This window comes from Filimonas lacunae (genome assembly GCF_002355595.1).
In the GTDB taxonomy this organism is placed as follows: domain Bacteria; phylum Bacteroidota; class Bacteroidia; order Chitinophagales; family Chitinophagaceae; genus Filimonas; species Filimonas lacunae.
Genome location: NZ_AP017422.1, coordinates 1945550 through 1970230, shown reverse-complemented (window position 1 = coordinate 1970230; position 24681 = coordinate 1945550). Strand labels below are relative to the sequence as shown.

At 45.2% G+C, this 24681-nt stretch carries 22 protein-coding genes and 1 tRNA gene; 12 read left to right on the top strand and 11 right to left on the bottom strand.

Annotation, left to right across the window (positions count from 1 at the left end):
• Positions 1 to 55 precede the first annotated feature (55 nt).
• Positions 56 to 514 (top strand): DUF6934 family protein, encoded by a 459-nt coding sequence (locus FLA_RS07890; protein ID WP_076381263.1) that lies wholly within the window; start codon positions 56 to 58, stop codon positions 512 to 514.
• Positions 515 to 524: 10 nt separating this feature from the next.
• The gene (locus FLA_RS31405) at positions 525 to 689 is read left to right on the top strand and encodes a hypothetical protein (RefSeq protein ID WP_159445159.1); all 165 of its coding nucleotides are present in this window, start codon (positions 525 to 527) and stop codon (positions 687 to 689) included.
• Positions 690 to 704: 15 nt separating this feature from the next.
• Here FLA_RS31405 and FLA_RS07885 read toward each other — a convergent pair whose 3' ends face one another.
• The gene (locus FLA_RS07885) at positions 705 to 1343 is read right to left on the bottom strand and encodes a 4'-phosphopantetheinyl transferase family protein (protein ID WP_076381264.1); all 639 of its coding nucleotides are present in this window, start codon (positions 1341 to 1343) and stop codon (positions 705 to 707) included.
• A 69-nt stretch (positions 1344 to 1412) separates the two neighbouring features.
• On the opposite strand from FLA_RS07885, the gene dcd reads away from it, so the two are divergent.
• The gene (dcd, locus tag FLA_RS07880; RefSeq protein WP_076381265.1) at positions 1413 to 1949 is read left to right on the top strand and encodes a dCTP deaminase; all 537 of its coding nucleotides are present in this window, start codon (positions 1413 to 1415) and stop codon (positions 1947 to 1949) included.
• A gap of 19 nt (positions 1950 to 1968) precedes the next feature.
• Here the strand turns inward: dcd and FLA_RS07875 are convergent, their stop codons facing one another.
• Entirely contained in the window at positions 1969 to 3057 is a 1089-nt protein-coding gene (locus FLA_RS07875; protein WP_076381266.1) for a DUF3810 domain-containing protein, read from the bottom strand.
• Between the two features lie 99 nt (positions 3058 to 3156).
• On the opposite strand from FLA_RS07875, the gene FLA_RS07870 reads away from it, so the two are divergent.
• Genes FLA_RS07870 through plsX form a run of 3 tightly spaced genes read left to right on the top strand, consistent with a single transcriptional unit; the run spans position 3157 to position 4922 of the window.
• The gene (locus tag FLA_RS07870; protein ID WP_076381267.1) at positions 3157 to 3702 is read left to right on the top strand and encodes a YceD family protein; all 546 of its coding nucleotides are present in this window, start codon (positions 3157 to 3159) and stop codon (positions 3700 to 3702) included.
• 29 nt (positions 3703 to 3731) lie between these two features.
• Entirely contained in the window at positions 3732 to 3926 is a 195-nt protein-coding gene (gene rpmF, locus FLA_RS07865; RefSeq protein ID WP_076381268.1) for a 50S ribosomal protein L32, read from the top strand.
• Between the two features lie 33 nt (positions 3927 to 3959).
• Positions 3960 to 4922 (top strand): phosphate acyltransferase PlsX, encoded by a 963-nt coding sequence (gene plsX, locus FLA_RS07860; RefSeq protein ID WP_076381269.1) that lies wholly within the window; start codon positions 3960 to 3962, stop codon positions 4920 to 4922.
• Between the two features lie 68 nt (positions 4923 to 4990).
• Here the strand turns inward: plsX and FLA_RS07855 are convergent, their stop codons facing one another.
• A complete protein-coding gene (locus FLA_RS07855) occupies positions 4991 to 5362 on the bottom strand; it encodes a hypothetical protein (RefSeq protein WP_096510828.1) in 372 nt (123 codons plus the stop codon).
• A 321-nt stretch (positions 5363 to 5683) separates the two neighbouring features.
• On the opposite strand from FLA_RS07855, the gene FLA_RS07850 reads away from it, so the two are divergent.
• Both FLA_RS07850 and FLA_RS07845 read left to right on the top strand, forming a co-directional pair.
• A complete protein-coding gene (locus FLA_RS07850; protein WP_076381271.1) occupies positions 5684 to 10450 on the top strand; it encodes a PKD domain-containing protein in 4767 nt (1588 codons plus the stop codon).
• A 39-nt stretch (positions 10451 to 10489) separates the two neighbouring features.
• Entirely contained in the window at positions 10490 to 11515 is a 1026-nt protein-coding gene (locus tag FLA_RS07845; RefSeq protein WP_076381272.1) for a PorP/SprF family type IX secretion system membrane protein, read from the top strand.
• Between the two features lie 5 nt (positions 11516 to 11520).
• Here the strand turns inward: FLA_RS07845 and FLA_RS07840 are convergent, their stop codons facing one another.
• Positions 11521 to 12762: a glutamate-5-semialdehyde dehydrogenase gene (locus FLA_RS07840; protein WP_076381273.1), complete on the bottom strand. Its 1242-nt coding sequence runs from the start codon at positions 12760 to 12762 to the stop codon at positions 11521 to 11523.
• Between the two features lie 15 nt (positions 12763 to 12777).
• On the bottom strand, positions 12778 to 13812 hold the full coding sequence (gene proB / locus FLA_RS07835; protein ID WP_076381274.1) for a glutamate 5-kinase: 1035 nt from the start codon (positions 13810 to 13812) through the stop codon (positions 12778 to 12780).
• 338 nt (positions 13813 to 14150) lie between these two features.
• Between proB and FLA_RS07830 the strand changes: the two genes are divergently transcribed.
• Both FLA_RS07830 and FLA_RS07825 read left to right on the top strand, forming a co-directional pair.
• Positions 14151 to 15191 carry a sensor histidine kinase gene (locus tag FLA_RS07830; protein WP_076381275.1) on the top strand — a complete coding sequence of 347 codons (1041 nt, stop codon included), beginning with the start codon at positions 14151 to 14153 and terminating at the stop codon, positions 15189 to 15191.
• Positions 15192 to 15213: 22 nt separating this feature from the next.
• Positions 15214 to 15987, top strand: a complete 774-nt coding sequence (locus FLA_RS07825) for a helix-turn-helix transcriptional regulator (RefSeq protein WP_076381276.1) — start codon at positions 15214 to 15216, stop codon at positions 15985 to 15987.
• 90 nt (positions 15988 to 16077) lie between these two features.
• Here the strand turns inward: FLA_RS07825 and FLA_RS07820 are convergent, their stop codons facing one another.
• Together FLA_RS07820 and FLA_RS07815 are read right to left on the bottom strand one after the other, a co-directional pair.
• Entirely contained in the window at positions 16078 to 17838 is a 1761-nt protein-coding gene (locus FLA_RS07820) for a cytochrome-c peroxidase (RefSeq protein ID WP_197705872.1), read from the bottom strand.
• A gap of 90 nt (positions 17839 to 17928) precedes the next feature.
• Positions 17929 to 19497, bottom strand: coding sequence for a purple acid phosphatase family protein (locus tag FLA_RS07815; RefSeq protein WP_076381277.1), 1569 nt, complete (start codon positions 19495 to 19497; stop codon positions 17929 to 17931).
• A gap of 169 nt (positions 19498 to 19666) precedes the next feature.
• On the opposite strand from FLA_RS07815, the gene FLA_RS07810 reads away from it, so the two are divergent.
• A complete protein-coding gene (locus tag FLA_RS07810) occupies positions 19667 to 20614 on the top strand; it encodes a GlxA family transcriptional regulator (protein WP_076381278.1) in 948 nt (315 codons plus the stop codon).
• Positions 20615 to 20833: 219 nt separating this feature from the next.
• On the opposite strand, the gene FLA_RS07805 is transcribed toward FLA_RS07810, so the two are convergent.
• The 3 genes from FLA_RS07805 to FLA_RS07795 are packed head-to-tail and all read right to left on the bottom strand — an operon-like array spanning position 20834 to position 23265.
• Positions 20834 to 21601, bottom strand: coding sequence for a lysophospholipid acyltransferase family protein (locus FLA_RS07805; RefSeq protein ID WP_076381279.1), 768 nt, complete (start codon positions 21599 to 21601; stop codon positions 20834 to 20836).
• Between the two features lie 17 nt (positions 21602 to 21618).
• Positions 21619 to 22440, bottom strand: coding sequence for an SAM hydrolase/SAM-dependent halogenase family protein (locus tag FLA_RS07800; protein ID WP_076381280.1), 822 nt, complete (start codon positions 22438 to 22440; stop codon positions 21619 to 21621).
• Between the two features lie 18 nt (positions 22441 to 22458).
• Entirely contained in the window at positions 22459 to 23265 is an 807-nt protein-coding gene (locus FLA_RS07795) for an SDR family oxidoreductase (protein ID WP_076381281.1), read from the bottom strand.
• A 177-nt stretch (positions 23266 to 23442) separates the two neighbouring features.
• Between FLA_RS07795 and FLA_RS07790 the strand changes: the two genes are divergently transcribed.
• Positions 23443 to 23515: transfer RNA gene (locus FLA_RS07790), tRNA-Lys, on the top strand.
• Positions 23516 to 23640: 125 nt separating this feature from the next.
• Here FLA_RS07790 and FLA_RS07785 read toward each other — a convergent pair.
• Positions 23641 to 24582, bottom strand: coding sequence for a hypothetical protein (locus FLA_RS07785; protein WP_076381282.1), 942 nt, complete (start codon positions 24580 to 24582; stop codon positions 23641 to 23643).
• Positions 24583 to 24681 lie beyond the last annotated feature (99 nt).

Below are 24681 nucleotides of genomic sequence, written 5' to 3'. Positions count from 1 at the left end.
CAGAAAAGATCAGGCAAACGAAGATATCTTGAGATATCAATTGTGATTTTTTATAATGAAATATGAAAAGTATGAAGGGCTTTTAGTTTCATCCGATTTTCTCGAGTATGAGTTTAATAGCACCGGACCTAAAGGAATTATACCCAAAGCGATAAAGTATGAATCAACACCAAACGATAACATCTATAACCTGGCATTTGGCACTCCTACACCCGAAGGCTCAATAGATGACGAAACTGTGAATGACAATAAAGACAGAAATAAGATATTGGCAACTGTTGCCCATTCAGTAACCTTGTTTTGTGGTGAACATCCTAACAAATGGATTCATTTTTCAGGCAGCACAGTAGAACGAACACGCCTATACAGAATGGCCATTTCCGTAAATTTGGAAGAACTATCAGAGAACTATGAAATATTAGGAATATTAAAAGACACAGAATCTTACGTAAGCATTCCATTTCAAAGAGGGCTCAACTATTTTGGTTTTCTCATAAAGAAAAAAATCGCTTAATTTTACCTACATGAAAAAGAAACAACAAGAATTAATAGCATATTCTAAATCTCAGGGAGTTAATCTCACCATTGATCCTAGCTTAAATAAAAAGTATATTGGAAAAGGAACTACCTCTAACAAATTAGAGAAAGCGAATGAAATCATATCCAATCTTAAGTTTATACACAAATAGTTTACCCTCCGGGTATTATAGTGTATACACCATACAAACGCCCGGAAACAGCTGGAAATAAAACGCCAGCGGATGCACCTCTTCCCCCCTTTTAAAAACACCGTTCATCAACCCTTTCTCTGAAAACTCAAACGGATCTAATCTGATATCCTCGCTAAAATCAACGCTACCAAAGCTCCACCACTTAAAAGCCGCTTCTTTGGCGCTCCACAGCAGCGTAGGCAGCCTGTAATCATCCTGGGCTGGTGCCAGTGCGTTTACCTGTGCCACCAGCCAGTTGCGCTCCTCTTCGTGTAAAAACTTAGGCACAATCTTCTGCACTTTGGCAGTAGGCACCTCTATATCAATACCCACCCGTTGCGATTTACTTACAATTGCCGCTGCAAAATCGCCGCAGTGGGAAATAGAAAAATGATATTGCTCGTAAGGCAGGTAGGGCTTACGGCTGTCGGCAATCACCAGCTCGTGGTAAGGAAAATCGGGAAACAGGTGTTGCAGTAAAAACCGCCCTGCCAGGTGCTGTAAACGTTTATTAGGGTGGTTAATATCTCTTTGCAGGGGTACTTTCTCCAGGAAGAATTCTTCGTTTTCAGTGATATGCCAGATACCTAACCGGGTGTTTTCGTTGATATTTTGTGTAAAAAACAAGGGCATTATTAGATTACGGTTTTTTAGATTGCAGAATTACGATTTATTTGCAATTTATTGTAAACAGCCATTTGTATGATCTTATCAGACACACGTATTTTAGAGGAAATAGAGAAAAAGACGATTATTATCAGTCCTTACAACAGAGAGTGCCTGGGAAGTAACAGTTACGATGTGCATTTGGGCAAACACCTGGCTACTTACATTGATGCCGAGCTGGATGCCCGCAAACACAACCAGATTCGTCATTTTGAAATACCCGAAGAAGGCTTCCTGTTATTACCCGACGTTTTATACCTGGGTGTAACCGAAGAATATACCGAAACACATGCCCACGTTCCGTTTTTAGAAGGTAAATCTTCTACCGGACGCTTAGGTATCGACATTCACGCCACAGCTGGTAAAGGCGATGTAGGCTTCTGTGGTAACTGGACACTGGAAATATCCGTAAAACAAGCCGTACGTGTTTACGCTGGTATGCCCATTGGACAGCTCATTTACTTTCCCGTAGAAGGCGAAATAGCAGTAAAATACAATCAGAAACAAAATGCCAAATACAGCGGTCAGCCCGACAGGCCGGTAGAAAGCATGATGTGGAAGAATAAGTTTTAAAAATACAGGCTGTTACAGTTTACAAAGCCCCATACTTTTTCCGGTAAGCAATTAACCAGGCCGTAACTGCTTCATAGGTATCAATACCCTGGGGCATATTATTGGCCTTTAAATATTCGCCGTATAGGAACTTTACCACGGGTTCCATACGGCTTTTATATTGGTTGAAATACTTGCGTGCGTAGCGGATATCCTGTTTCACCAGGGTATCTAATGCCCGGAAATTACTACGTGCCAGCATAGAATCACGCATAAACAGCTCGCTATTGGCGTAGTTAAACAGGTCGTAGTAGGTAGAATACAGGAAAACAGGATTACCCGAAGCCCTTGCGCTTAAATACCCGATAAAATTAGCTTCGCTTTCATCGCCATATCCCAGCTGATGAGCCATTTCGTGGCAGGTGATAAAAGGCGTGTAGTAAGGCGGCACCTTAGCGCTCACCTGCGCTTCGCCCGAAAAAGGATTATAATACCCTGTATAGCCCAGGCAGGTAATTACCGTACTAAACAACGACGATTTAATGCTGGCGTGTTGATAGGCCAGAAACGGGTATTGTTCCGCCACTGCCCCGTAAGCCTTCACCGCTTCTTTATACATAGTATCGGCCGAAGGATACTGCACCGGTCCATTACCCAAGGCCAACCGCGTTGTATTTACCTTTTGCAGTAATTCGGCAGTTAGGCTGCTCAGTTCTTCTTTGGAATATTCTTTATCGCTCAGTTTAAGCTCTGCCGCAATACCCTCCCGGCTGTAATTAAAACCCCACAACACCATAAAAAAGATGTACAGCTTAGCCAGCGAACGCACCACCGAAAACACCACAAAAGCCAGTTTTTGCCAGGTAATACCGGTTTTTATGAAAAAAATAACAGTTTGCACAATTTGCTTCAATACCCATATTGCCGTCAGCACATACAGGCAGTCGCCCACACTGAATGATACCCAGCCTGTTACACTTCGCAAAACCAGCGAAACAGCAGGATACACGCGCTTCACGTATAATTCTTCAATAAAATACGAACTATGGGAAATTAACGTAACTATGCAGGCACAAATCACTGCTAAAGCAGCTTTGATAGCATAGAATTTAAGTGGTTGGCGCATCATAACTTCCTCACAATTACGTTAAGATTTGCCATAAATCCAATTTTCTTTGGCTGCTATCATTTTTAGTGATACCTTTGCCAACCTTAAAAATCTGGCTGTATGAACTACCGGAGAGAATACGAAATAGCATTTGTAGGTTTAAAACCGGGAGATCATAATTTTACCTACCAGATTGAGGATAAGTTCTTTGCTCATTATGGCGAACAGGATTTCACTAATTGCCATGCAGAAGTAAAACTGTTATTGGAAAAGAATAACGGTTTTATGATGTTAAAGTTTGACATTGGCGGAACAGCTGATGTAAACTGCGACCGCTGCGGCAATCCTATTCATCTTCACTTGTGGGATGAGTTTAAGATAATAGTGAAGCTGGTAGACGAGCCTGAAAAGATGAACGAAACGGAAGAAGATCCCGACGTTTATTACATCAGTAAAGGCGAAAGTCACCTGCACCTGGAAGACTGGATTTACGAATTCGTAAACCTTAGCATCCCCGTACAAAAAGCGTGCGGCGAAGATGAAGAAGGCAACAGCCAATGCAATCCGGAAGTACTGGAAAAGCTGCGGAAAATGGAAGAAGACGTAAACAAGGCAGAGAACCCGATCTGGAAGGGATTAGATAAGTTTAAAGAGAACCTGGAATAAATTTTTTTGCATTAATAAACATTTGAGTTATGCCAAACCCAAAACGCAGACACTCCCAGCAGCGCAGTGCGAAGAGAAGGACACATTACAAAGCTGAGGAAGTAACGTTAAGCAAGGACACAACGACTGGCGAAATCCACGTTCGTCACCGTGCACACGTAAGTGAAGGTAAATTGTTCTATAAAGGAAAACTGGTAGCCGAAAAAGCTCCCCTGAAAGCATAACCTTTTTAGTTCATTTAACTCCTTGCGCCGGACATGAATATTGGAATAGACATGATGGGAGGCGATTTTGCGCCGCTTGAAGCGGTGAAAGGAATTCGCCTGTATTTAGACGATACCAATGTTAATGGCCCGGCCACTTTATTTTGTATTGGCCAGGAAGACAAGCTGGTGCCGCTTTTAACAGAGCACAACCTGCTTAATCACCCTAGTATTAAGGTGATTCCTGCGCCTGAAGTGATCGGGTACAACGAGCATCCGACAAAGGCATTAAAAGAAAAGCAACAATCTTCTATTGCTATTGGGTTTTACCTGCTGGCTACCGGAAAAATTGAAGCTTTCATGAGTGCCGGAAACACGGGTGCTATGCTGGTAGGAGCTATGTATAGCATTAAAGCTATCGAAGGTGTACAACGCCCCACAATTGCAACTCTGCTGCCCAAATTAAATGGAAGCACGGGTATATTGCTGGACGTAGGCCTGAACGCAGATTGTAAACCGGAACACCTGAACCAGTTTGCCACTCTAGGCAGCTTGTACGCAAGTAATATTCTGGGAATTCAACAACCCAAAGTGGCCTTGCTGAACGTTGGTGAAGAGGAAGGAAAAGGAAATTTGCTGGCGCAAGCTACTTATCCCCTGCTCAAAGAAAATACACACATCCATTTTACAGGTAATGTAGAAGGACGGGATGTTTTCTACGACAAGGCAGATGTAGTAGTATGTGATGGATTTACAGGTAATATCGTTTTGAAAATGGTGGAATCAGTATATGATATCGCTGCATCCAGGAAACTGGAAAACGACGGATATCTGAGTCGCCTTCACTACGAAAATTACGGTGGAACGCCTGTATTGGGTGTAAACAAACCGGTAATTATCGGTCATGGCATCAGCAGCGCCAAAGCCTTCAAAAACATGGTTCACCTGGCAGAGAAAATGATTGAAACGCAGCTTTGCGAAAAAATCACGGAAAACTTCCAGGCTACAACCCGGTAAAAAATACTTTAATGAAAAAGGCGATGCTGTATAGTATCGCCTTTTTCATTTATATGGTTATCAGCATTTTATGCTCCCTGTAATTCCTGCTCCCGCTGTAGCACATTGTGTAATTCTACTTTACTCCATTCTGTGGTAATTTCAATCCACCGGTCGGTGTGGTTGGTAATAGAACGCAGCACCACAGCTCCCTCCTCCTGGTATTGCCCTAATAAAGCTTCTACTTCCGTAGTAACCGGCACCAATGCGCCTTTCGACAAAATTTTACCGGATAAATGATACAGCACGTTATCCAGAAACTTACCCACCATTTTACCGGAGCAGTCAAAAACGCAGTTTCCTAATAAAATACCAATCATTTGCAGCGAATCAGCCGCTACTATCCTGTTTTTCTCCATAAAGGCCTCCACCTGGCCATGCTGGTTTGATAATGCGTACATAACAACCTTATTATTAACAACACAAATAATAAACGACGGAGCAATAATAGCCATTTACATCAGCCAACAACCGTTAGTATTCAATTGGTAATTATTATTTAATCCTGCAATCCAACACAATAAACCCATTATTGTTGCTGGGTTAGAGTTTAATTTTCAAATAACATTTTTAAATACATTTTAATCTTCTGCCACTCTTTCTTAATTGTTCTTAAACCCCCACCCCCCTAATGTTAGGGTACCTTTGCAGCATAATTACACCAATCCCCCCAAGGAGATCTGAAAATGTACCTAAAAACACTTTTATTAGCTTCCTTCTGCATGGCACTATGGAATACCGGATTTAGCCAACCGCCAAAAGCAGCATTTACTGTTTCCACCAACAGCACCGGCTGTGCACCTTTAATTGTACAACTAAAGGATGCATCTACCGGCTCACCTACCTGGTGGAAGTGGGATTTTGGCAACGGCACCATATCTACCCAGCAAAATCCTGGCGCTATTTACACCGATCCCGGTACTTACACCATTAAACTGGTAGCCGGTAATGCCAGTGGCAGTGATTCTGTTATACAAACAGAACAAATAAAAGTGTACGGCAAACCCGAGGTAGCATTTTCCACCGAAACCACCAATGGCTGTATTCCCATGACGGTATTGTTTACCGATAGCAGTAACTCCGTATCAGGTGCCATCACCTCTTATATATGGGACTTTGGCGACGGGCAAATTTCGGCGCAGGCCACCCCTACCCATACCTATACCGAATCGGGTAGTTTTGATATATCCCTTACCGTACAAAACAGTTACGGCTGTAAGCAGTCGCTACAGAAAAAAGGCATGGTACAGGTTGCCGGCAAAGTAAAGGCTGCTTATAACTATACGTATGTAAATGCCTGTCAGCCCCCTACCCGGGTGCAGTTTACCAATACATCCACCGACACCGGCGCCTTACAATACCAGTGGTCGTTTGGTGATGGCGCCACCTCAACCGATGCATCACCCGAACACATTTATGACGCTGCCGGCGATTATATGGCCCGCCTGGTAGCCATTTCCACAACCGGCTGTACCGATACTATTATACAGAAAATAGCCATAGGCGGCGTCACCCCAGCCTTTACCGCCAATGCCAATGCCTGCACAGGTAAAGAGCTGTTTTTTACCAATACTTCTGCCCCTGCGCCGGTAAGCTCTACCTGGTCGTTTGGCGATAACAGCAGTTATACAGGAAACAATGCCGTTCACACTTTTGCCAATCCAGGCAATTACACCGTAACATTATATACCAGCTTTGGCACGTGTACCGATAGCGTAAAAAAGGTCATCAACGTTTCCAACAAACCCATTTCGGCCTTTAGCGCATCCGGCACCACAACCGCCTGTACCGCACCGGCTACCGTGTCGTTCACCAACAATGCCAGCGGGGCCGCCAGTTATATCTGGTACTTTGGCGATGCTACCACCTCTTTCGATCCCAATCCCGTACACACTTATACGAAAAAGGGATATTATACCGTTTCTTTAATCAGCTTCAATGCAGGCGGCTGTAGCGATACCGTAGTGAAAGAAAAGCTGGTACGCATAGGCTCACCACGCATCAGCAGCATTAAAAATCTGCCCTATAAAGGCTGTACTCCGGCAACAATAGCCATGCAGGCCATTATGAACGAGCCACAATCGGTAACTACCTGGTTATGGAACTTTGGCGATGGCACCACTTCTGATCAGGTTGCTCCTACGCATACTTACACACAGGAAGGCGTATACAACGTGTCAGTTATTATCCGAACCAATGGAGGATGTGTTGATACATTTACCTTACAGAATGCGGTAACCCTGGCAACCGCCCCTAAAACGGCCTTTAGCGCCAACCCGGTAGCCGTATGCGGTTCTAAACCTATTTATTTCACCGATGCTTCTACCGGTAAGGCGGATAGCTGGTTGTGGAACTTTGGCGATGGCAATGGCAGTACTCAAGCCAATCCGCAACATCCGTATAAAGACACCGGCAATTTCACTATTACATTAATAACCGGTAACAAGCAGTGTTACGACACGTTGGAAATAAAAAACTATATCCATGTAAAAGTGCCAATAGCACGCTTTTCATCAGAATTTAAATGTGAAACTCCCTACACGCGCACCTTTACCGATAATAGCGTTGCCGCCACTTCATGGCACTGGGACTTTGGAGATGGCACTACCGCCACCACTCAAAACGCCACCCATAAGTTTGCCGATACCGGGTTATACAATGTAGAATTGATAGTATGGAACGATGCCTGCTCAGACACTATGCGCATGATTGTACGCATTATAGATGAGCATCCCAACTTTACCCATACCCCCGGCGAAGAGTTCTGCCGTAAGGAGGCCTTGATAGTAAATGCTACCAACTACACTACTACTAAGGTTACCGCCTTTATATGGGACTTTGGCGACAGCAGCAACACTTCTGTTCAGTTGAATAAGGTGACCCACCTGTATAACAAAACCGGCACCTACACCGTATCCCTTACCACGGTTGACCTCAACGGCTGTTACGATAAAAGCGAAAAGCAGGTGTATATAGAAGTGTTTGGCAATAAAGCCGGCTTTACCAACCCCGCCGGTGTTTGTTTGCAGGATGGTACTGTAAACTTTACCGATAAATCTACCACCGATGGCTCGCACCCCATCACCCAATGGAAATGGAGCTATGGCGATGGTGACAGTGCCACCTACAGCACTGCCCCTTTCAGTCATACTTATAAAAAAGCAGGAACCTATACCGTAAAAATGATTATTACAGACAGCTATGGCTGTGCTGATACTGTAACCAAATCCAACGCAGTTATTATTGCCAGCCCTAAAGCAGCCTTTGCTGTAAAAGACAGCCTGGGTTGCGCTGGCTCTACTGTTAGCTTCACCAATACCTCGCAGGGCCTGTCGTTAGCATACCGCTGGAACTTTGGCGATGGCAGCGCTACCACTACTGCCGCTCCCACACATCCCTATGCGAAGGAAGGCGACTACGATGTAGCGTTGAAAGTAACCGACAAGTTTGGTTGTACCGATAGCCTGCTGAAAGAGCAACTGGTATTTATAGCCAACCCAATTGCTTCGTTTCATGTAGTAGACACGTTTGCCAACTGCCCCCCGCTGATAGCCAGCCCGGCAAGCACTTCGCAAAACGTAAGCACTTTGTACTGGGATTTTGATGATGGCACCACCAGCAACCTGGATAAGCCAGATCATGCCTATACACAAGGCGGCGTGTTTAACCTTACCCTGATAGCCAAAGGACATGGTAATTGCTATGATACAGCAGTACATACCATAAGCATAAAAGGCCCAAGCGGTAAATACACCTTTACTCCCTCTATAGCCTGTGCCCCCGCCGCAGTAGCCTTTAAAGCCACGGTAAAAAACACCGCATCACTGGCATGGGATTTTAGCGACGGTACTGTTACAGCAGGGGAAGACCTGATAGTATCGCACACTTATCCTAACCAGGGCGCTTATGTGCCTAAACTGGTGCTCATCGATTCTAATAACTGTAAAGTAGCCATCACCAACAAAGACACCTTATATGTAAGAGACATTAAAGCACAACTGAGCACCACCCTGCAAACAGGTTGCGACTCAGCACTGGTAGCCTTTAAAGACTCTTCGCAGGTATGGTACGATGAAATAAGCAGCTATTCCTGGAGCTTTGGCGATAACACCGCTAAAGCCACCGGAACCAATACACAACATTACTATTACAATGATGGCAACTACCATGTCAAACTGGTAGTAACCACTGCCAAAGGCTGTAGCGATTCTATCACCACCAACTTAAACATACCCGTTTATCAAAGCCCGCAACCGGTTATTAAAGCGGTAGACTCCGTATGTTATAACAGCACTATGCAGTTCAGCGGTAAGGACAGCCGTTCCAATTCAGCCATCACCAGCTGGTTGTGGCAATTAGGCAACGGGCAATCTGCTCCCGGTCAAAGTAATCCATATACCTATCCTTACCCCGGTAAGTATAATGTAACCTTACAAGCCATCAACGAACATGGTTGTATAGGTACGGCGCAACATACCGTTACCGTGTTATCCCTGCCCGCATTGGATGCAGGAAGTGACACTTCTATCTGCCTGGGCCAGCCGTTAACCCTGCAACCGTCAGGCGCTGATAAGTATGTATGGACCAGCAAAGCCACTATCAGCTGTAACACCTGTGCCACTGCTGTTACACAACCCACCAGCGGCACACGTTACTACCTCAAAGGCAGCAGTGCTTTTGGCTGTGTATCGTACGACTCGCTATTTGTAGATGTGAAACAGCCTGCCCAACTGATGCGCATGGCTGCCGATACTTTATGTACCGGCGAAAGCGCCCAGCTGCAAACCTCCGGTGCGGAAACTTACCAGTGGTTTCCGGCCAAAGGTTTAAACAATGCCCATATCCCCAACCCGGTAGCTTCACCTGCCGAAACCACTACCTATACGGTCATTGGTCGCGATACTAAAAATTGTTTCTCCGATTCACAATCAGTGGTAATAAAAGTATATCCCATACCACAGTTTACAATAGTAGACAGCGTACACAATGTAAACGTAGGCTATCCCGATACCCTGCAAACCATCAACTCAGCTGACATTACCCGTTGGCGATGGGTTCCGGCTACAGGTTTAAGTTGTGCCACCTGCCCTAACCCGGTAGTGTTAAGCAAACAGGATATCACCTATGTAGCCCACGCTTATAATGATGGCGGTTGCACCTCGCAGGACGAAGTAACCGTACACGTACTATGCAACGGGATAAACGTGTTTATGCCTAACACCTTTTCCCCCAACAGCGATGGCATGAACGATCAGTTTTATCCACGCGGCAGAGGTTTGTACAACATACGCGCCCTGCGCATTTTCAACCGCTGGGGGCAGCCCATGTTTGAAAAGCTGAACTTCCTTGCCAACACAGCATCTTACGGCTGGGATGGCACCTATGGCGGTCAACCGGCACAGTCGGGCGTGTATGTATATGTAATGGAAATAGAGTGCGACAATGGCACCGTAATGACTTATAAAGGCAATGTGGCATTGCTTCGATAATAATAACCAACTAAACACTAGTAAACCGTGAAAGTGACAATGAAGAAGAATATAACTTTAGTAGTACTGCTAATAAGCTCGATATTATCGGCAAAGGCGCAGGATGTGCATTTTAGCCAGTTTTTCGAAGCGCCTATATTACGTAACCCCGCCCTGGCTGGTTTGTTCGATGGCGACTACCGTATACAAGCTTTGTACCGCACACAGTGGGGCAATGTTACCGTGCCCTATAAAACCGGCTCGTTAAGCGCAGAATACAAAGCCCCCATTGGCAACAATAACGATTTTATTACCTACGGGCTGCAACTGTTATACGATAAAGCAGGTACGGTAAACTTCACTACCACCCATATATTACCGGCCATCAATTACCATAAATCACTCAGCGACGATAAAACCAAATACCTCTCACTGGGTGTTACCGGCGGCTTTATACAACAAAGCATCGACCGCAGCAAAATGACCACCAACAACCAATATGATGGTTTCGGCTGGAACCCTGCCGTATCCGACGGCGAAACGCTGGCAGCCAACAGCTATCACCATTGGGATGGTGGTATAGGTATGTCGTTCAACTCTTCTATCAACGGCAATCCTGCCGATAACTATTATATCGGTATTGCTTACCAGCATATTAACCGTCCTAAGAATTCGTTCTATAAAAACCCGCTGATTGAGCTGAATGCCAAATGGGAATTCACTTCTGGTGTAAGATTCTCTATGGATGAAAAGCAGTTTTTTACCATGTATGGTAACTACAGCAGACAAGGCACCTATTCCGAAACATTAGTGGGCGCATTGTATGGTTATAATCTGGGAGATGATATAGAAAAGCCCGACTACACGGTGCAGTTTGGCGCAATGATGCGCTTAAAGGATGCTATTATCCCTATGGTAAAGCTGGATCACAAACCGTATTCTGTAACCTTTAGCTACGATGCCAACACATCTACACTGGCTACAGGAGCAGGTAAGCCCAATGCGTTTGAAATATCGCTTACGCTTACCGGCTTCACCAATGCCAGCAACAGCACCTTACAGGCTATCACCTGCCCTCGATTCTAGTATAATTAACGGGTTTGACCGTTGCCGGTTATCATCCATTTTTCGGTAACCAGCTTTTCCAGGGCAAACGGACCACGGGCGTGCAGCTTTTGGGTAGAGATACCAATTTCTGCCCCCAGCCCAAACTCTTCTCCATCTGTAAAGCGGGTAGAAGCATTGGAATACACGGCCGCAGCATCTACCTCCTGCATAAAGCGGCGGCACTGCTTTTTGTTTTCAGAAACAATGGCTTCGGAATGGCGGGTAGAGTGTTCCTGGATGTGTAATAAAGCTTCGTCTAAATCCTTTACCACTTTCACAGCGCAACGCAGGCTTTGAAACTCGGTATCGAAATGTTCAGGAGTGGCTTTTTGTAAATGTTTGTAGCCTTTCAGTAGTTTATAGGCAGCTGCATCTGCAAACACTTCCACACCATACTTTTCCAGCTGTGGCTGCACGGCTGTTAAAAAGGCGGGAGCCACCGCTGCATCTACCAGCAACGTGTCTGCTGCATTACAAACGGATGGGCGCGATACTTTGGCATTCACCGCAATGTTTATCGCCTTGGTAATATCTGCCTCTTTTTCAACGTATACATGACAAACGCCTGCACCAGTTTCAATAACAGGCACCTGGCTGTTTTTACGCACAAACTCAATTAACGAAGCCGAACCACGCGGAATGAGCACATCAATATAACGGGTAGCTGTAAACAGCTCCTGCACCACTTCCCTTTCCGAAGGCAACAGGCTTACACAATCCGGATCAATACCATTTTCCTGCAATGCCTGCTTGATCAGTTTAATAGCTGCTTTGTTGGTGTTGTCGGCTTCGCTGCTGCCTTTCAGCAAACAGCCATTACGGCTGCGGATGCATAAAGCAGCAATATCAAACGTAACATTGGGGCGCGATTCATAAATAGCGCCTACCACGCCCAAAGGCACTGCTACTTTTTCCAGTAACAGCTTATTAGGCAACACTTTTTTCTCCAGCACTTTTCCGGCTGGGTCTGGCAAACGGCTGATGTTACGCACTGCATTGGCAATAGCCTTAATGCGTTGTTCGTTCAGCAACAACCGGTCGTTACGCGGGTTATTGGGGTCTTGTTTAGCCAGGTCTTTCTCATTGGCTTTTATCAGCACTTTGCTGTTTTGCACCAATAAACCGGACAGTAGGCGTAAAGCGTCTTTTATCTGTTTTTCGCTGGCTCTGCGTATATGCACAGCCGCTTTGTACGTTTTTATAATAAGAGGTTCTACCTTTTTCATTACAAGCAGTTTAGTTTAAAACACAACAATATCATCCGCATGGGCGGCTATCACATTTTTCTTAGCTACACTTTCCATAATAGCAGCAGTGCCCAGCTTCACCTTGGCCACCCCTATAATAGTACTTTCTTCATCCATCAGCTGCACTACTTCCCCTGCGGTAAACTTACCCTGTAAAGAAGTAATGCCCACGGTAAGCAGGCTGCGGCGCTGATGCAATGCTTTGGCAGCACCTTTATCAACGAATATGCTACCCAACGTAATAGATCCGCTGGCTAACCATTTCTGACGAGCTTTCAGGTTGCTGTTCTGCGCTTTAAAGGTAGTACCGCTGCGGCCTTCCAGGGCAGCTGTTAACGGCGCTTTACCACTCAGGCCACAGATAACCACCTTTATACCCAGCGAGCTTGCCAGGCGTGTAAACGTAAGTTTGGAAGTCATGCCGCCTAATCCCAGGCTGCTTTTATCCGTGCTTACATAGCCCAGTATGGTATTGTCTATTTTTTCAACGTAAGGGATGATGTTCTTTTCTCCATCCATAAAGCCACCGGCCGAGGTACCTATCACCAGCGTTTCTGCATCAAAGCCTATGGCTATTAAAGTAGCCAGCTCATCGTTATCCGAAAACTTCAACTCCACCGTGCTTACCAGGTCATTTTCGTTTACAATAGGCAGAATGCCGTTTTGCCAGAAGGCCGCAAACGTATCTTTCAACTGTAAAAACTGTTGCCTGTTGCTAAAATGATGACGCTCGCACAAGGCCTGCGCCACAGGGATATTATATTTGGAAAAGAATTTCTGATACAGGAGAATAAGAATAGGATTGCCCACAGCCGCAGCCGCTTTACGCTCGGTAATGCTGCCCTTGTAATGCTGAATATAAGCCTTGCCGCTGCCTACCGCCCCGCTGGAAACCAGCACAATTCTATATTGTTCGCTCAATGCTGCAATGCCGGCAGCTACTTTTTGCACCACCGGTCGGCTGATGGTTCCATCGCTTCCGGTTATCACTGCTGTTCCTAATTTAATAACTAATACAGGCTTTTGCATGCAACAAAAATAACATCTGCAACTGATAATTGTATGGATGCAAGCGTACGCGAAGAATAAAGGCGGAGAAAACGCGTACATACGATAAAAAACCATATATGGTTTGCCATGAACACTACTAAAAAAACATTCTGTTCCTTGCTGTCAACTGGCTTTATTTTTGGTTACATTCGGCTGATTCTTAACATGAAAATCCGTATCCGATGAAAAAGACTTCACTCCTCCCAAGGCGACGTGTGCCTTATTAATCCACACACTCAACGCACCCTGCTTCATACTAACCATCATTCTTACCCGTACCACAAAGTGTTCCGTAACACGGAACAGGAGATAATCGTATGAAGACTACAATACACCAATTAATCCGCAAAAACATCCCGCAAATTGATGCTTACACCCCTACCGACAATGTAAGAGAATGGGTCATCAGCATTAAAGCAGCTATTGTAACAGAACAACAGAAACCGATAGGGTTAATTACCACGGTAGACATTGCCAAAAAGCAATGCCTGCGGCTAATAGATTGTCTGGTGCCCAAACCCTTTGTGCAACCGCAACACACGGTGCAGGATGTATTACAGATCATGAAACTATCCGGGTTTCCGGCCCTGCCTGTTCATAACGAAAACAGCGAGATCACCGGTGCCGTTTTTATTGAAGACATTGTACAATTCCTGTATCAGAGAACCGAACAGCAGCAGGCCGTAGTGCAAACCATGGCGCACGATTTAAAAAGTCCGCTGGCCAATATCAGCAGCATTAACGAGCTGTTGCAGCAAAACGACAGCCCTATAGAAGAGAATAAAGAGCTACTCAACTTTGTAAGCCTTTCGGTGGATCTGGCCCGCGAAATTATCAACGACTTACTATTAAGCGAAAAACTGGAAACAGACGACCTGGTGCTGATTCCGCTGGAGGTAAATGAATTTATACAATCCTGTTTACCGCCGCTCAAGGGGCTGCTCACCCGCAAAAACATAACCCTGCATACTTTATCTCTCCCCGCTCCCCGCTACTTTATGGGCGATAGGGTAAAGCTGCACCGGGTAATACACAACCTGCTGTCCAACGCTGTTAAATACAGTAGCAGCAATAGCTTTATTCAACTCTCCTGTCATGAGTCGGAGAATAGCTTTACCGTTACTATTTCCGATAACGGCATTGGCATACCTGCTGATTTGAAGCAATATGTATTTGATAAGTTTTCCCGCGCCCGCCGGGCAGGCACAGCCGGCGAAGGATCTACCGGGCTGGGCATGTACATTACTAAGGAAATCATTAAAATGCACAAAGGAGAAATCAGTTTTATAAGCGAAGAAAACAGGGGAACCACCTTCTCCATAAGGCTACCATTCAACCCATTTACTGCGCCTTTTTGAGGTAAAACAGTACATTTGAGGTATGAACCGGATTGACCGACTATTTGCCATTTTAACAACTTTGCAATCAAAGAAATTTGTAACGGCCGACTTCATTGCCGAAAAGTTTTCTATGAGTGTAAGAACCGTGTACAGGGATATTAAAGCCCTGGGCGAAACCGGCATCCCTATTAGTTTTGAACAAGGTAAAGGATACTTTATTGTACAGGGCTATTTTTTGCCCCCGGTATCCTTTACCAATGAAGAAGCCAATGCCCTGCTGTTGATGGAAGCCATCACCAATCGCTTTGGTGATAAATCGGTTCAAAAGCATTATGCCAGCGCCCTGAATAAGGTAAAAGCCGTATTAAGAGGAACGCAAAAAGACAAGCTGGAACAACTGGAGGACAATATTGCCACCTGGTCACCCTGTGGTAGTAGCAACGACTTTTCGTGGCTTACAGAAATACAAAGCGCCATTACCAGCAAAACCGTACTGGAAATGGAATACCAGAACCTCGCCGGCACCGTTAGCAAACGCAACGTAGAAGTGATAGGTCTGATATTTTACTCCCTCAACTGGCATCTCATAGCCTGGTGCTGGATGCGCAACGAGTATCGTGATTTCAGGGCCAGTCGTATATTACGACTGCGCACCACCACTGCTCCTTTCCGGAAAAACGACCATATTGAACTGCAACAATACATGCGCCAGATGGAAGACGAATACAAGGCTGTAGCCAATAGCGGCCAGTATGCCGGCCACCCAAACGCTAACACTGCCAATAACCCTCAAATGCAGGCTCAAAACACATAACCCGTAATGAGATAATTCACTATTAACTAAACATTACTATTGAACTTTACCTAAAGCCCTCCCGCAGCTTGTTTCCAGTAAACTTTGCCCTTACCGGGGTGTCTTATATGCGGGTATTGTTTTGTTGCTATCCGTCAACGCTTCCATAAACGCCACCAGCGCTTTCTTCTCCGCATCTGTTAAATGCAAAGGCGTTGTAGCCAGCGTTTGGGTTTCAGTGGGCACACCAAGGCCTTCTCCACCTCCTTTATCATAAAATTCTATCACCGATTCCAGCGTAGGAAAACGGCCGTTATGCATATAAGGCCCCGTAACCGCCGCATTGCGCACCGTAGGTGTTTTAAAGGCCTGTTTATAAAACGAAATAGGAAATACATCGTATCTGCCATTATCTGTATCTGCTATAGCCGCAGTGGCAGCATCGGTAGCTGTGGTGCCCAGCACTTCAAATTCAGTGAGCTGGTATAATGGCGGGGTAAGCCCATTAAACAAGGGAGCGAAATGACAGGAGCCACACTGCGCCTTGCCCATAAACAAATTAAAGCCCCATTGCTGGTTAGCGGTTAATGCGGTGGTGTCTCCCTGGATATATCTGTCAAATGGCGAATTAAAAGGCGCTAATGTACGTACATAGGCCGCGATAGCCCTCGCAGCTTTATCCATAGTAATATCACCGCTTTCTGCCGGAAAAGCCTTTTTAAACGACTTTTGCCATACCCCTTTCTTTTGCAAACGTTGCATAGCCACCAATGTATCGGCATTCATTTCTGCCTTGCTCAACATCACTGCCCGCACCTGCTTTTCCAGGCTACTTGCCCTGCCATCCCAAAACTGTGCATGCTGATAGCCGGAATACAATAATGTAGGAGTATTGCGCGGCAATTCGCCACGGCCATCAACAGTTTGGCTGCGCGCCAGACCATCGGCAAAATAGGCATCAGGCTTATGGCAGCTTATACAGCTTCGTTGCTGATTACCAGATAAAGCATTCTCTGCAAACAGCTGCCGGCCTAAACTCACCAACGCGCTGTCCATTACTACTTTGTTGCTATCAAACGCAGTGATATCCAATGCATCTGCACTAAACAAATGAGAAGCTTTATAACTCAACGCTGAAATACTGTGCATATTGTTACCACTGGCAGCAATCATCACACCTAAACAACGCTGTAAAGGCAGCAGGTAACAACGCAGTAAATACAGCCGGTTAAAACTATCAAAGTCAACCGGTGTATGTAAATAGCGGATAGCCCCTTTTACATAGTAAGCCACACTATCGCTATACGGCACTTTATTTTCTGTAAACGGTAGCAGGTTATGTTCAAAAGCAGTTAAAGCCTCGGCTGCTTCTGCCACACCCGACTTCAGTAAGGGGGCATCATACCCCGAAATATGCAGGGCAATTACCCGCACCAGTTCCAGCCGCATACTTTCCAGTAACTGTGCATCACTTGCTTTAAAGCCATATAATAAAGAGGATAAAGCACTGGCCGAACTACTCACCAGCTCAGCCTGCTCATTCAGTTCTTTCCGGTGCAGCCACACGCTATCCTCGTATAATAACGCTTCTATTACCTGCAAACCTGCGGGATGCTGGTATTCCATATAAGGCTCTTCAATCTCATACTTGGGAGGGGCATTGTACACCGTGCTTTCACTAAAAAAGAAGTACGCAAGAAAATACTCTATCCTTTTATAATACAGCCGGCATTGCACCAATGCTTTACGTGCGGCAATCACACTGTTCGAATCTTCATTTACCAGTAATACTTTCTGGTAGAGGTCGCCGGCAGCGGTGGCAAAACTGTCAGCCTGCAGCCGGAAATGAAAAACGGCCCTATCAACAGCCATGGAAGGCGTTGAAGGGGCCGTGGTTAGTGCTAGACTAGCAACCAGAAATCCTATAACTATAAAAAACTTCACAAGATTGCGCATCACTCATCACTTTTCCAGGATCACCTCAATAGTATCTTTCAAACAGCCGTTATCATCTGTAACTGTGTATACAGTTTTAGACGCGGTAGGCTTCACCGTTATGCTTTTAGTAGTTTCACTGCTTTTGCTCCAGTGGTAATTACCGGTAACATAAGAAGCGGTTAATGTAACACTTTCGCCACGCTTTGCTTTTACTACAGAACGTTTATTTACGTTCTTCATCATAGTAAAATGATCACGCTGCACCCCATCTGCACAAATCCATTTCATATCCAAACGGTTGCCTTGTACTTCCAGTACGGCAGCACCACCATCGGTAGCATTGGAATAAAACATGGCATCATGCGGAAAGCTTTTTTCCATACCGCCCAGTTGCCCGGCCGATCCGCTCACCACGTAAACGGTACCATTGCCATGTAAGGAGTCTTTGATATAAGGACAGGAATTAGCACTACCATCAAACAAAGCGGAAGAACTGCTTACATTGTGCTTAGCCGCATTAAACGTAGTTTCCATACCGTAGTTGCCTTCCATTAAACGCGACCTTTCATACACATGGCTATGGCCACATAAAATAAGGTCCACATTATAACGCTCTAATATGCGGATAAAATTCTCTCTTATCTTCACCAGTTCATCTTCTGTGTCCGAGTTGTGCGAGCCCATGGTGTAAGGCGGATGATGCCAGTAAGCTACTACCCAACCCTTGTTGGCATTGGCTTCCAGATCTTTCTTCACCCACTGCACCTGCGGCCCCAATGTATCATACAAACGGTATTCGTTGGCCTCTTTACCATAGGAGTCCAGCGATAAAAAGTGCACGTTACCTACATCAAAAGAGTAGAAAGCCTGTGTATGTGAAGGCACACCACCCGCTTCTGCTTCCGTAGGCATGGAAAAATTCTTGTAATAATCTATCGCGTGTGTTCTCTGTGCCGATTCTGTCGCTGCCGGAAAATCCACATCATGATAATCGTGGTTGCCCGGTGAAGGATACACAGGATAACGCTTTAACAGGTCATCCTTATATATATTAAAGAACTTCGCCTGAAACTCGGCATCCGTTCCATTGTAATAAGCATTATCACCCAGCAAAATCCAGGCATCCATATACTGCTCGCCTAAGTATTGCAAAAACTGATTTTTTACATTCCGTTGGTTTACCGAGTTGTTGCCACAATCGCCAAACACACCAATGCGGTAAAAGCTTTCCTTGCCTGCTTCCGGCAATGTATAAAAATAGGTATCTGCTCCACCTTGCAACGTGTCGTTAAAACTGCCTATGCTGTAGTAGTACCTGGTATGCGGCGTTAAGTTGCGCAGGGTAACAATATGTTCTGTTGTTAAGGTAGAATCATCTGTAAGTTTATCCAGCTTGCCGGCTGCTGCCCCAAAACGCACCCTGCTTCTGCACGATACATCGGTTCGCCAACGCACCATTATACTTGTTTCTGTAGCTACCTGTAAATAAGGCCCACGCACCAATCCATTGGGCACCGAAGCTTTTCTCTGTCCATGTGCAGCTCCTGTAATCGCCATAATGCCACTTAACAGCGGCCATATCCGTTTCAACATTGGGGGAGAATTTTGGCGAAGGACATGGATTTGGGGTATATTCTATTCAAAGCTATGTTATTAAATCATTAATCCATATTTGATAGATATAAATTATTGAAACGGCATGTAAAAGATGTTATTTATCTAAAAATAGCTAATTTGTCATTGTCTAAAACATTCGCTTCATATGATACATCTAGCCGTAGCCCAGCCATGCGAAAACCGTTTATTAAGCACCGCGTCTATTATTGACGTTTTTGAATCGGTGAACTGGTTATACCAACAACAAGGGCATCCCCCGTTTTTTCATATAGAGATGGTAGATGAAAGCCAGCTTGCTTCGGGTATACAATACCAGCTTATTCTGCTGCCTGCTTTTGGCATGATACCAATAGCTGATGCGCTGCAGGCCAACCAGCAGTTTATACCCTGGCTACAACAACAATATGCGCAGGGTGCAGCTATTGGTAGCTTTTGTAGCGGGGCCTTTCTGCTGGCTGCATCCGGCCTGCTTAATGGCAAAAAGGCCACTACCCATGTGATGTATGCCGATGCCTTACAAAACAGCTTTCCCGAAATAAAGCTATGTCCCGAAGCAGTGGTTACACACGATAGCAATGTGTATACCAGTGGCGGCGCTACCTGTAGCTTTCATCTGATGTTGCACCTGTTAGAGAAATATTGCGGCAGGCCCATTGCTGTGCAGATAGCCAAACTATTTTCTATTGATATGGACCGCAACCAACAGGCATATTTCTCCGGCTTCCAGCCCAGTAAAAGCCATTCAGATAGCCTGGTAAAAGAAGCCCAGCAGGAAATTGAAAGTAAGTACATGGAAATAGCCACCATCGATGGCATGGTGAAGAATATGCCTGTTAGTCCGCGCAACTTCATGCGCCGTTTTAAGCAAGCTACCGGCATTACCCCCATCAATTACCTGCAAAACACACGTATTGAAGCTGCCCGTAATTTGCTGGAACATACCAATGATAGCATTACAGACATTATGTATAGTGTGGGCTATGGCGATATGAAATCTTTCCGCATCCTTTTTACACGCATCACCGGCCTTTCGCCCAAAGCATACCGCGAAAAGTATGCACTCACCACCCAGGCGGCTGTGTATGCGGATTAAAAGTGCGGTAACACATTGATAGACAGAAGAACGTCACTTATGGATAAAAAAAAGCCGGAAGAGTAGAAACAATTCCGGGGTATATACATGAGAAAACTAAACACTTTTGATAGGAATCCAACTTCCTAGTGTTATAAAGACGTTCGAACCCCCAAAAAGGGCTATCGAAAATCTACCTTTTTGTTTTTTTTAACATTTCAGGGGTTCCACCCCTGAAATTCAGGTAGCCTGTTGGGTAGAAACATCTTTATAATGGCGGTATCTGCGCATGCCTGCGTCCATAATACCATGCACTTTATTGCGTAACATAGACACATCTGCCATCGTTAAACCGGTAACATCCACTTCTTCCAGGAAAACGGTTCTGTTTTTACCTGGTGTTAGCTCCAGTAAACCGCGATAATGCAAACGGTCAATTGCATCAACAAACAATATGGGCTTAATAGGAGTTTGCGTTTCTATGGCAATACGAAAAGCGCCATCGAAAAAATTCTTTAATGGATGCGGGGTTTCATTAAAAGTACCCTCCGGGAAAATAAACACTGAAATTCCACTATGCACAGCTGCCTTTAAATGCAGCATACTTTCTGCCCGGCGTTTGGCACTACTTCTATCTACCAGTATCACCGCCATGCGGTAAATAATGCCAAACACGGGATATTTTACCATTTCAGCTTTTCCCAGCACCCGCATAGGTTGGTGAATACACCGTACCGCACAGGGGATATCCATATAACTACTGTGATTGGCTACAAATATGTGCTGACGCTTTTTGTCGTGCGGCGCCTCATACACTTCTTTATGGCGAATACCGGTTATTATATACCAAAGCCTTCCCCACCACCGGCATAAAAAATACACTACCGGCCCGCCACGTTGTTTACCTAGTAAAGCAGTGAGTAACACCAGTGGCAACACCACTATCATCAATAGTACAAACCAGAGCAGCGCCCAAACAGAATAGATATATTGTAAAAAACGCCGCATATACAGTAGGGTTGTTGTTATTCAAAAAAGATACGTACCGTCTGGTAAAACCATTTATTGTGAAGTGTAGCATGTTTAGCCGTTTCTGAAAAGCCCTGCAAACCAAACAGGCCCGCCACGTTACCTTTGTTGATAGCTATTTCCAGGTAACCGGCCGAGTTAAACCAGGCCAGCTTTTCGCCTGCGGCCACCGAAGCATAGTTGCGGCTTAGCGTATCAATCATCTCATTACGGGTAAACACTATCTTAAACTTACGTCCTTTCCGCTGTTCTTCAAATTCCTGCTGCGTAATGTTCACCACTACGTTCTCAAAGTTGTCAATAAAAATAATCTGTCCTTCCATCCAGTCAGGCCCAACGGTAGCACGTAACGGATACTTTTCTTCCATCTTCACACGCGGATCGCCAATTTGCGGCAATGCAGCCCCTTTCATCAGCAGCCCCAATGCAGCCGCCAGCGACTGGGTTATTTGCAACACGCCCATACTGCTTTGCTGCTCTATCGGAACGGCCACTATGTCTGCAGGTTTGGCCCCTGTTATCAGTGTAAGTATACCGTTATCAGGGCAGGCAATATATTGGTTGTTATGCGATGCCACCAGCATATGATCCGGATGGGTATCAAAAAGGTTTACCAGCAATATATGTATAGTGCCGGCAGGATAATATTTATAGGCATTGCCACATATATACGCAGCCTGCAGATAATTGAAGGGCGATAAACAGTGTGTTATGTCCACAATATTGCAGGAAGGATCAGCAGTTAATAACTGTCCTTTAATAGCACCAACAATGTAATCATTCTGGCCTATGTCTGTTGTAAGCGTGATAATGGGCATGCGTTAGCTATGGTACAATTACTTTACCAGTTTGCCTTCCTTGTAATAGAATTTTCTTACCAGCTTATCAGCCAACGCCGGAAAAAAGCGATTCATAAATACCGCCTGTTTGCCGGTGCCTGTAAGCACCAATGTTCTTTTGCGCTTTTCAATGGCCTGTAAAATGTAACCAGCACACTCTTCCGCTGTCATCATCTTGCCTTCATCCATCAGGCCCTCACCCATGGGTTTGGCATCTTCGTTCAATGCTGCATTGCGTATGTTGGAAGCAGTAAAGCCCGGACACACCCATATTACATTCACTCCCGACTCCATCAGTTCGGTACGCAATGCTTCCATCCAGCCATTCACGGCAAACTTAGAAGCCGAGTAACCGCTACGACCCGGCAGGCCACGGTAACCCGCTACAGAAGAAATACCCACTATAGAGCCTTTCTGCTGTAATATGTAAGGCAGTGCAAACTTGGTGCAGTATACGGTGCCCCAGAAGTTAACGTCCATCACCTTGCGCAGGGTTTCCAGATCTGTTTCTGCAAATAAACCGCGCATGCTAATGCCGGCGTTGTTCACTAATATATCAATAGTGCCGTACAGCTTCACTACTTTATCAATAAAAGTGTGACAATCCTGCTCGCTGCTAACATCGGCCTGGTAAATGAATAATGGTTTGTTGGGATTCAAGGTTTGCAACTGATACAGCTTATCATAGTTTCTGCTGCAGGTAGCTACTTTAGCACCCTGCTGTAACAAAGACTCCACTAAGGCCCTGCCTATTCCTTCCGAACCTCCTGTTACCACCACTACTTTATTTTGTAATGAACTCATGATATGTGCTTATGGTTATACGCACAAAAATAAACACTTCACGCATCTAACTGTATGAAAGACAAGAAGAGAAGAGAAAAAATATTTTGAGATAAATTTGGAAGGAATACAAATACTCCTATCTTTGCACTCCCAATTACGGAACACATCACTGCAAAGTGATAAAGTAATCAGGAAGATTTGGTAGCTCAGTTGGTAGAGCAATACACTTTTAATGTATGGGTCCTGGGTTCGAGTCCCAGCCGAATCACAAAAGGCGCTGAAACAGCGCCTTTCTCGTTTTTATACCTATCCGCAAAACCAGGTCGCCCATAAGGCACGCCCGGGATCATGTACAAAAGCTGCGGGACTGAATAAAAATCAGAGACAACTCCTTTAACGATCACCTCCTATTTTCACTTGCGTACTCATACCATTCACGCTATAACTCAACCCACCTTTCACTAAACGACTATATTTTGCCTGATACTTTTTAGCCACACTATCGGGCTGCTTCACACCATTCAACGTCATTTCATTGTTGTTCAGCGTAAGTTCATGCAGTTCTTTTTTATCGGCTATCAACCTATCACTTACAAGATCGCTTCTAAGATCCTCCAACAACTGCCTGTCTGCTTCCGCCTGTGCACGATCTTTATCTGCCTGCACACGATCCAGCTTCGCCTGTTCCCTATCCTTTGACGCCTGTACCCTGTCCTTATCTGCCTGAACACGATCAAGAGCGGCCCGCTGCCGGTCTTTTTCCACCTGCGCCCTATCTCTATCAACCTGCTGACGATCTTTTTCTGCCTGTTCGCGATTCAACTTTGCCTGCTCTATGTTTTTCACGGCCTGTTCCTGATCTTTTTCTGCCTGTATACGATCAAGCTCCGCCTGCTCCCTGTCTTTCTCTGCCTGTAGCTTATCCAATTCCGCCTGCTGCCTGTCCTTGTCAGCCTGCACCCTGTCTTTTGCAGCCTGCTGTCTATCTTTCTCCGCCTGCACCCGATCCTTATCAGCTTGCTTCCTATCCTCCTCCGCCTGTATACGATCACGCTTCAACTGCTCACGCACCTCTTTAACAAACGAATCATATTCACTCCATTTCTCTTCCGGAACCACCACACCATCCACCTTCAACGAGGTGAGCTTATCATTCACAAACTCAAGCTGCCACACCTTCCCGTCCTTATCGATAGAGATTTGCTCTTTACCGGCATTGGCATCCCTGCCGTATTGAGTTACTGTACGAACTTTTGTTCGCTGCGCCTGCAATGTCATTGAAAACACCAGGCACGCAGCCAGCATAAAGCCATGTTTTAAATGGAATCGTTTCATCTTAATAATAATTTTAAATTTTATAAATAATACCAGGCCGCACAGACAATAAACCTTCTGCTACCACCGGGGTTGTAAAAAAAAAATGAACAGAACAGG

Coding starts and splice junctions, on each gene's coding strand:
- FLA_RS07890 (WP_076381263.1), top strand. CDS start 56: ATGAAATATGAAAAGTATGAAGGGCTTTTAGTTTCATCCGATTTTCTC.
- FLA_RS31405 (WP_159445159.1), top strand. CDS start 525: ATGAAAAAGAAACAACAAGAATTAATAGCATATTCTAAATCTCAGGGA.
- FLA_RS07885 (WP_076381264.1), bottom strand. CDS start 1,343: ATGCCCTTGTTTTTTACACAAAATATCAACGAAAACACCCGGTTAGGT.
- dcd (WP_076381265.1), top strand. CDS start 1,413: ATGATCTTATCAGACACACGTATTTTAGAGGAAATAGAGAAAAAGACG.
- FLA_RS07875 (WP_076381266.1), bottom strand. CDS start 3,057: ATGATGCGCCAACCACTTAAATTCTATGCTATCAAAGCTGCTTTAGCA.
- FLA_RS07870 (WP_076381267.1), top strand. CDS start 3,157: ATGAACTACCGGAGAGAATACGAAATAGCATTTGTAGGTTTAAAACCG.
- rpmF (WP_076381268.1), top strand. CDS start 3,732: ATGCCAAACCCAAAACGCAGACACTCCCAGCAGCGCAGTGCGAAGAGA.
- plsX (WP_076381269.1), top strand. CDS start 3,960: ATGAATATTGGAATAGACATGATGGGAGGCGATTTTGCGCCGCTTGAA.
- FLA_RS07855 (WP_096510828.1), bottom strand. CDS start 5,362: ATGTACGCATTATCAAACCAGCATGGCCAGGTGGAGGCCTTTATGGAG.
- FLA_RS07850 (WP_076381271.1), top strand. CDS start 5,684: ATGGCACTATGGAATACCGGATTTAGCCAACCGCCAAAAGCAGCATTT.
- FLA_RS07845 (WP_076381272.1), top strand. CDS start 10,490: ATGAAGAAGAATATAACTTTAGTAGTACTGCTAATAAGCTCGATATTA.
- FLA_RS07840 (WP_076381273.1), bottom strand. CDS start 12,762: ATGAAAAAGGTAGAACCTCTTATTATAAAAACGTACAAAGCGGCTGTG.
- proB (WP_076381274.1), bottom strand. CDS start 13,812: ATGCAAAAGCCTGTATTAGTTATTAAATTAGGAACAGCAGTGATAACC.
- FLA_RS07830 (WP_076381275.1), top strand. CDS start 14,151: ATGAAGACTACAATACACCAATTAATCCGCAAAAACATCCCGCAAATT.
- FLA_RS07825 (WP_076381276.1), top strand. CDS start 15,214: ATGAACCGGATTGACCGACTATTTGCCATTTTAACAACTTTGCAATCA.
- FLA_RS07820 (WP_197705872.1), bottom strand. CDS start 17,838: ATGGCTGTTGATAGGGCCGTTTTTCATTTCCGGCTGCAGGCTGACAGT.
- FLA_RS07815 (WP_076381277.1), bottom strand. CDS start 19,497: ATGTTGAAACGGATATGGCCGCTGTTAAGTGGCATTATGGCGATTACA.
- FLA_RS07810 (WP_076381278.1), top strand. CDS start 19,667: ATGATACATCTAGCCGTAGCCCAGCCATGCGAAAACCGTTTATTAAGC.
- FLA_RS07805 (WP_076381279.1), bottom strand. CDS start 21,601: ATGCGGCGTTTTTTACAATATATCTATTCTGTTTGGGCGCTGCTCTGG.
- FLA_RS07800 (WP_076381280.1), bottom strand. CDS start 22,440: ATGCCCATTATCACGCTTACAACAGACATAGGCCAGAATGATTACATT.
- FLA_RS07795 (WP_076381281.1), bottom strand. CDS start 23,265: ATGAGTTCATTACAAAATAAAGTAGTGGTGGTAACAGGAGGTTCGGAA.
- FLA_RS07785 (WP_076381282.1), bottom strand. CDS start 24,582: ATGAAACGATTCCATTTAAAACATGGCTTTATGCTGGCTGCGTGCCTG.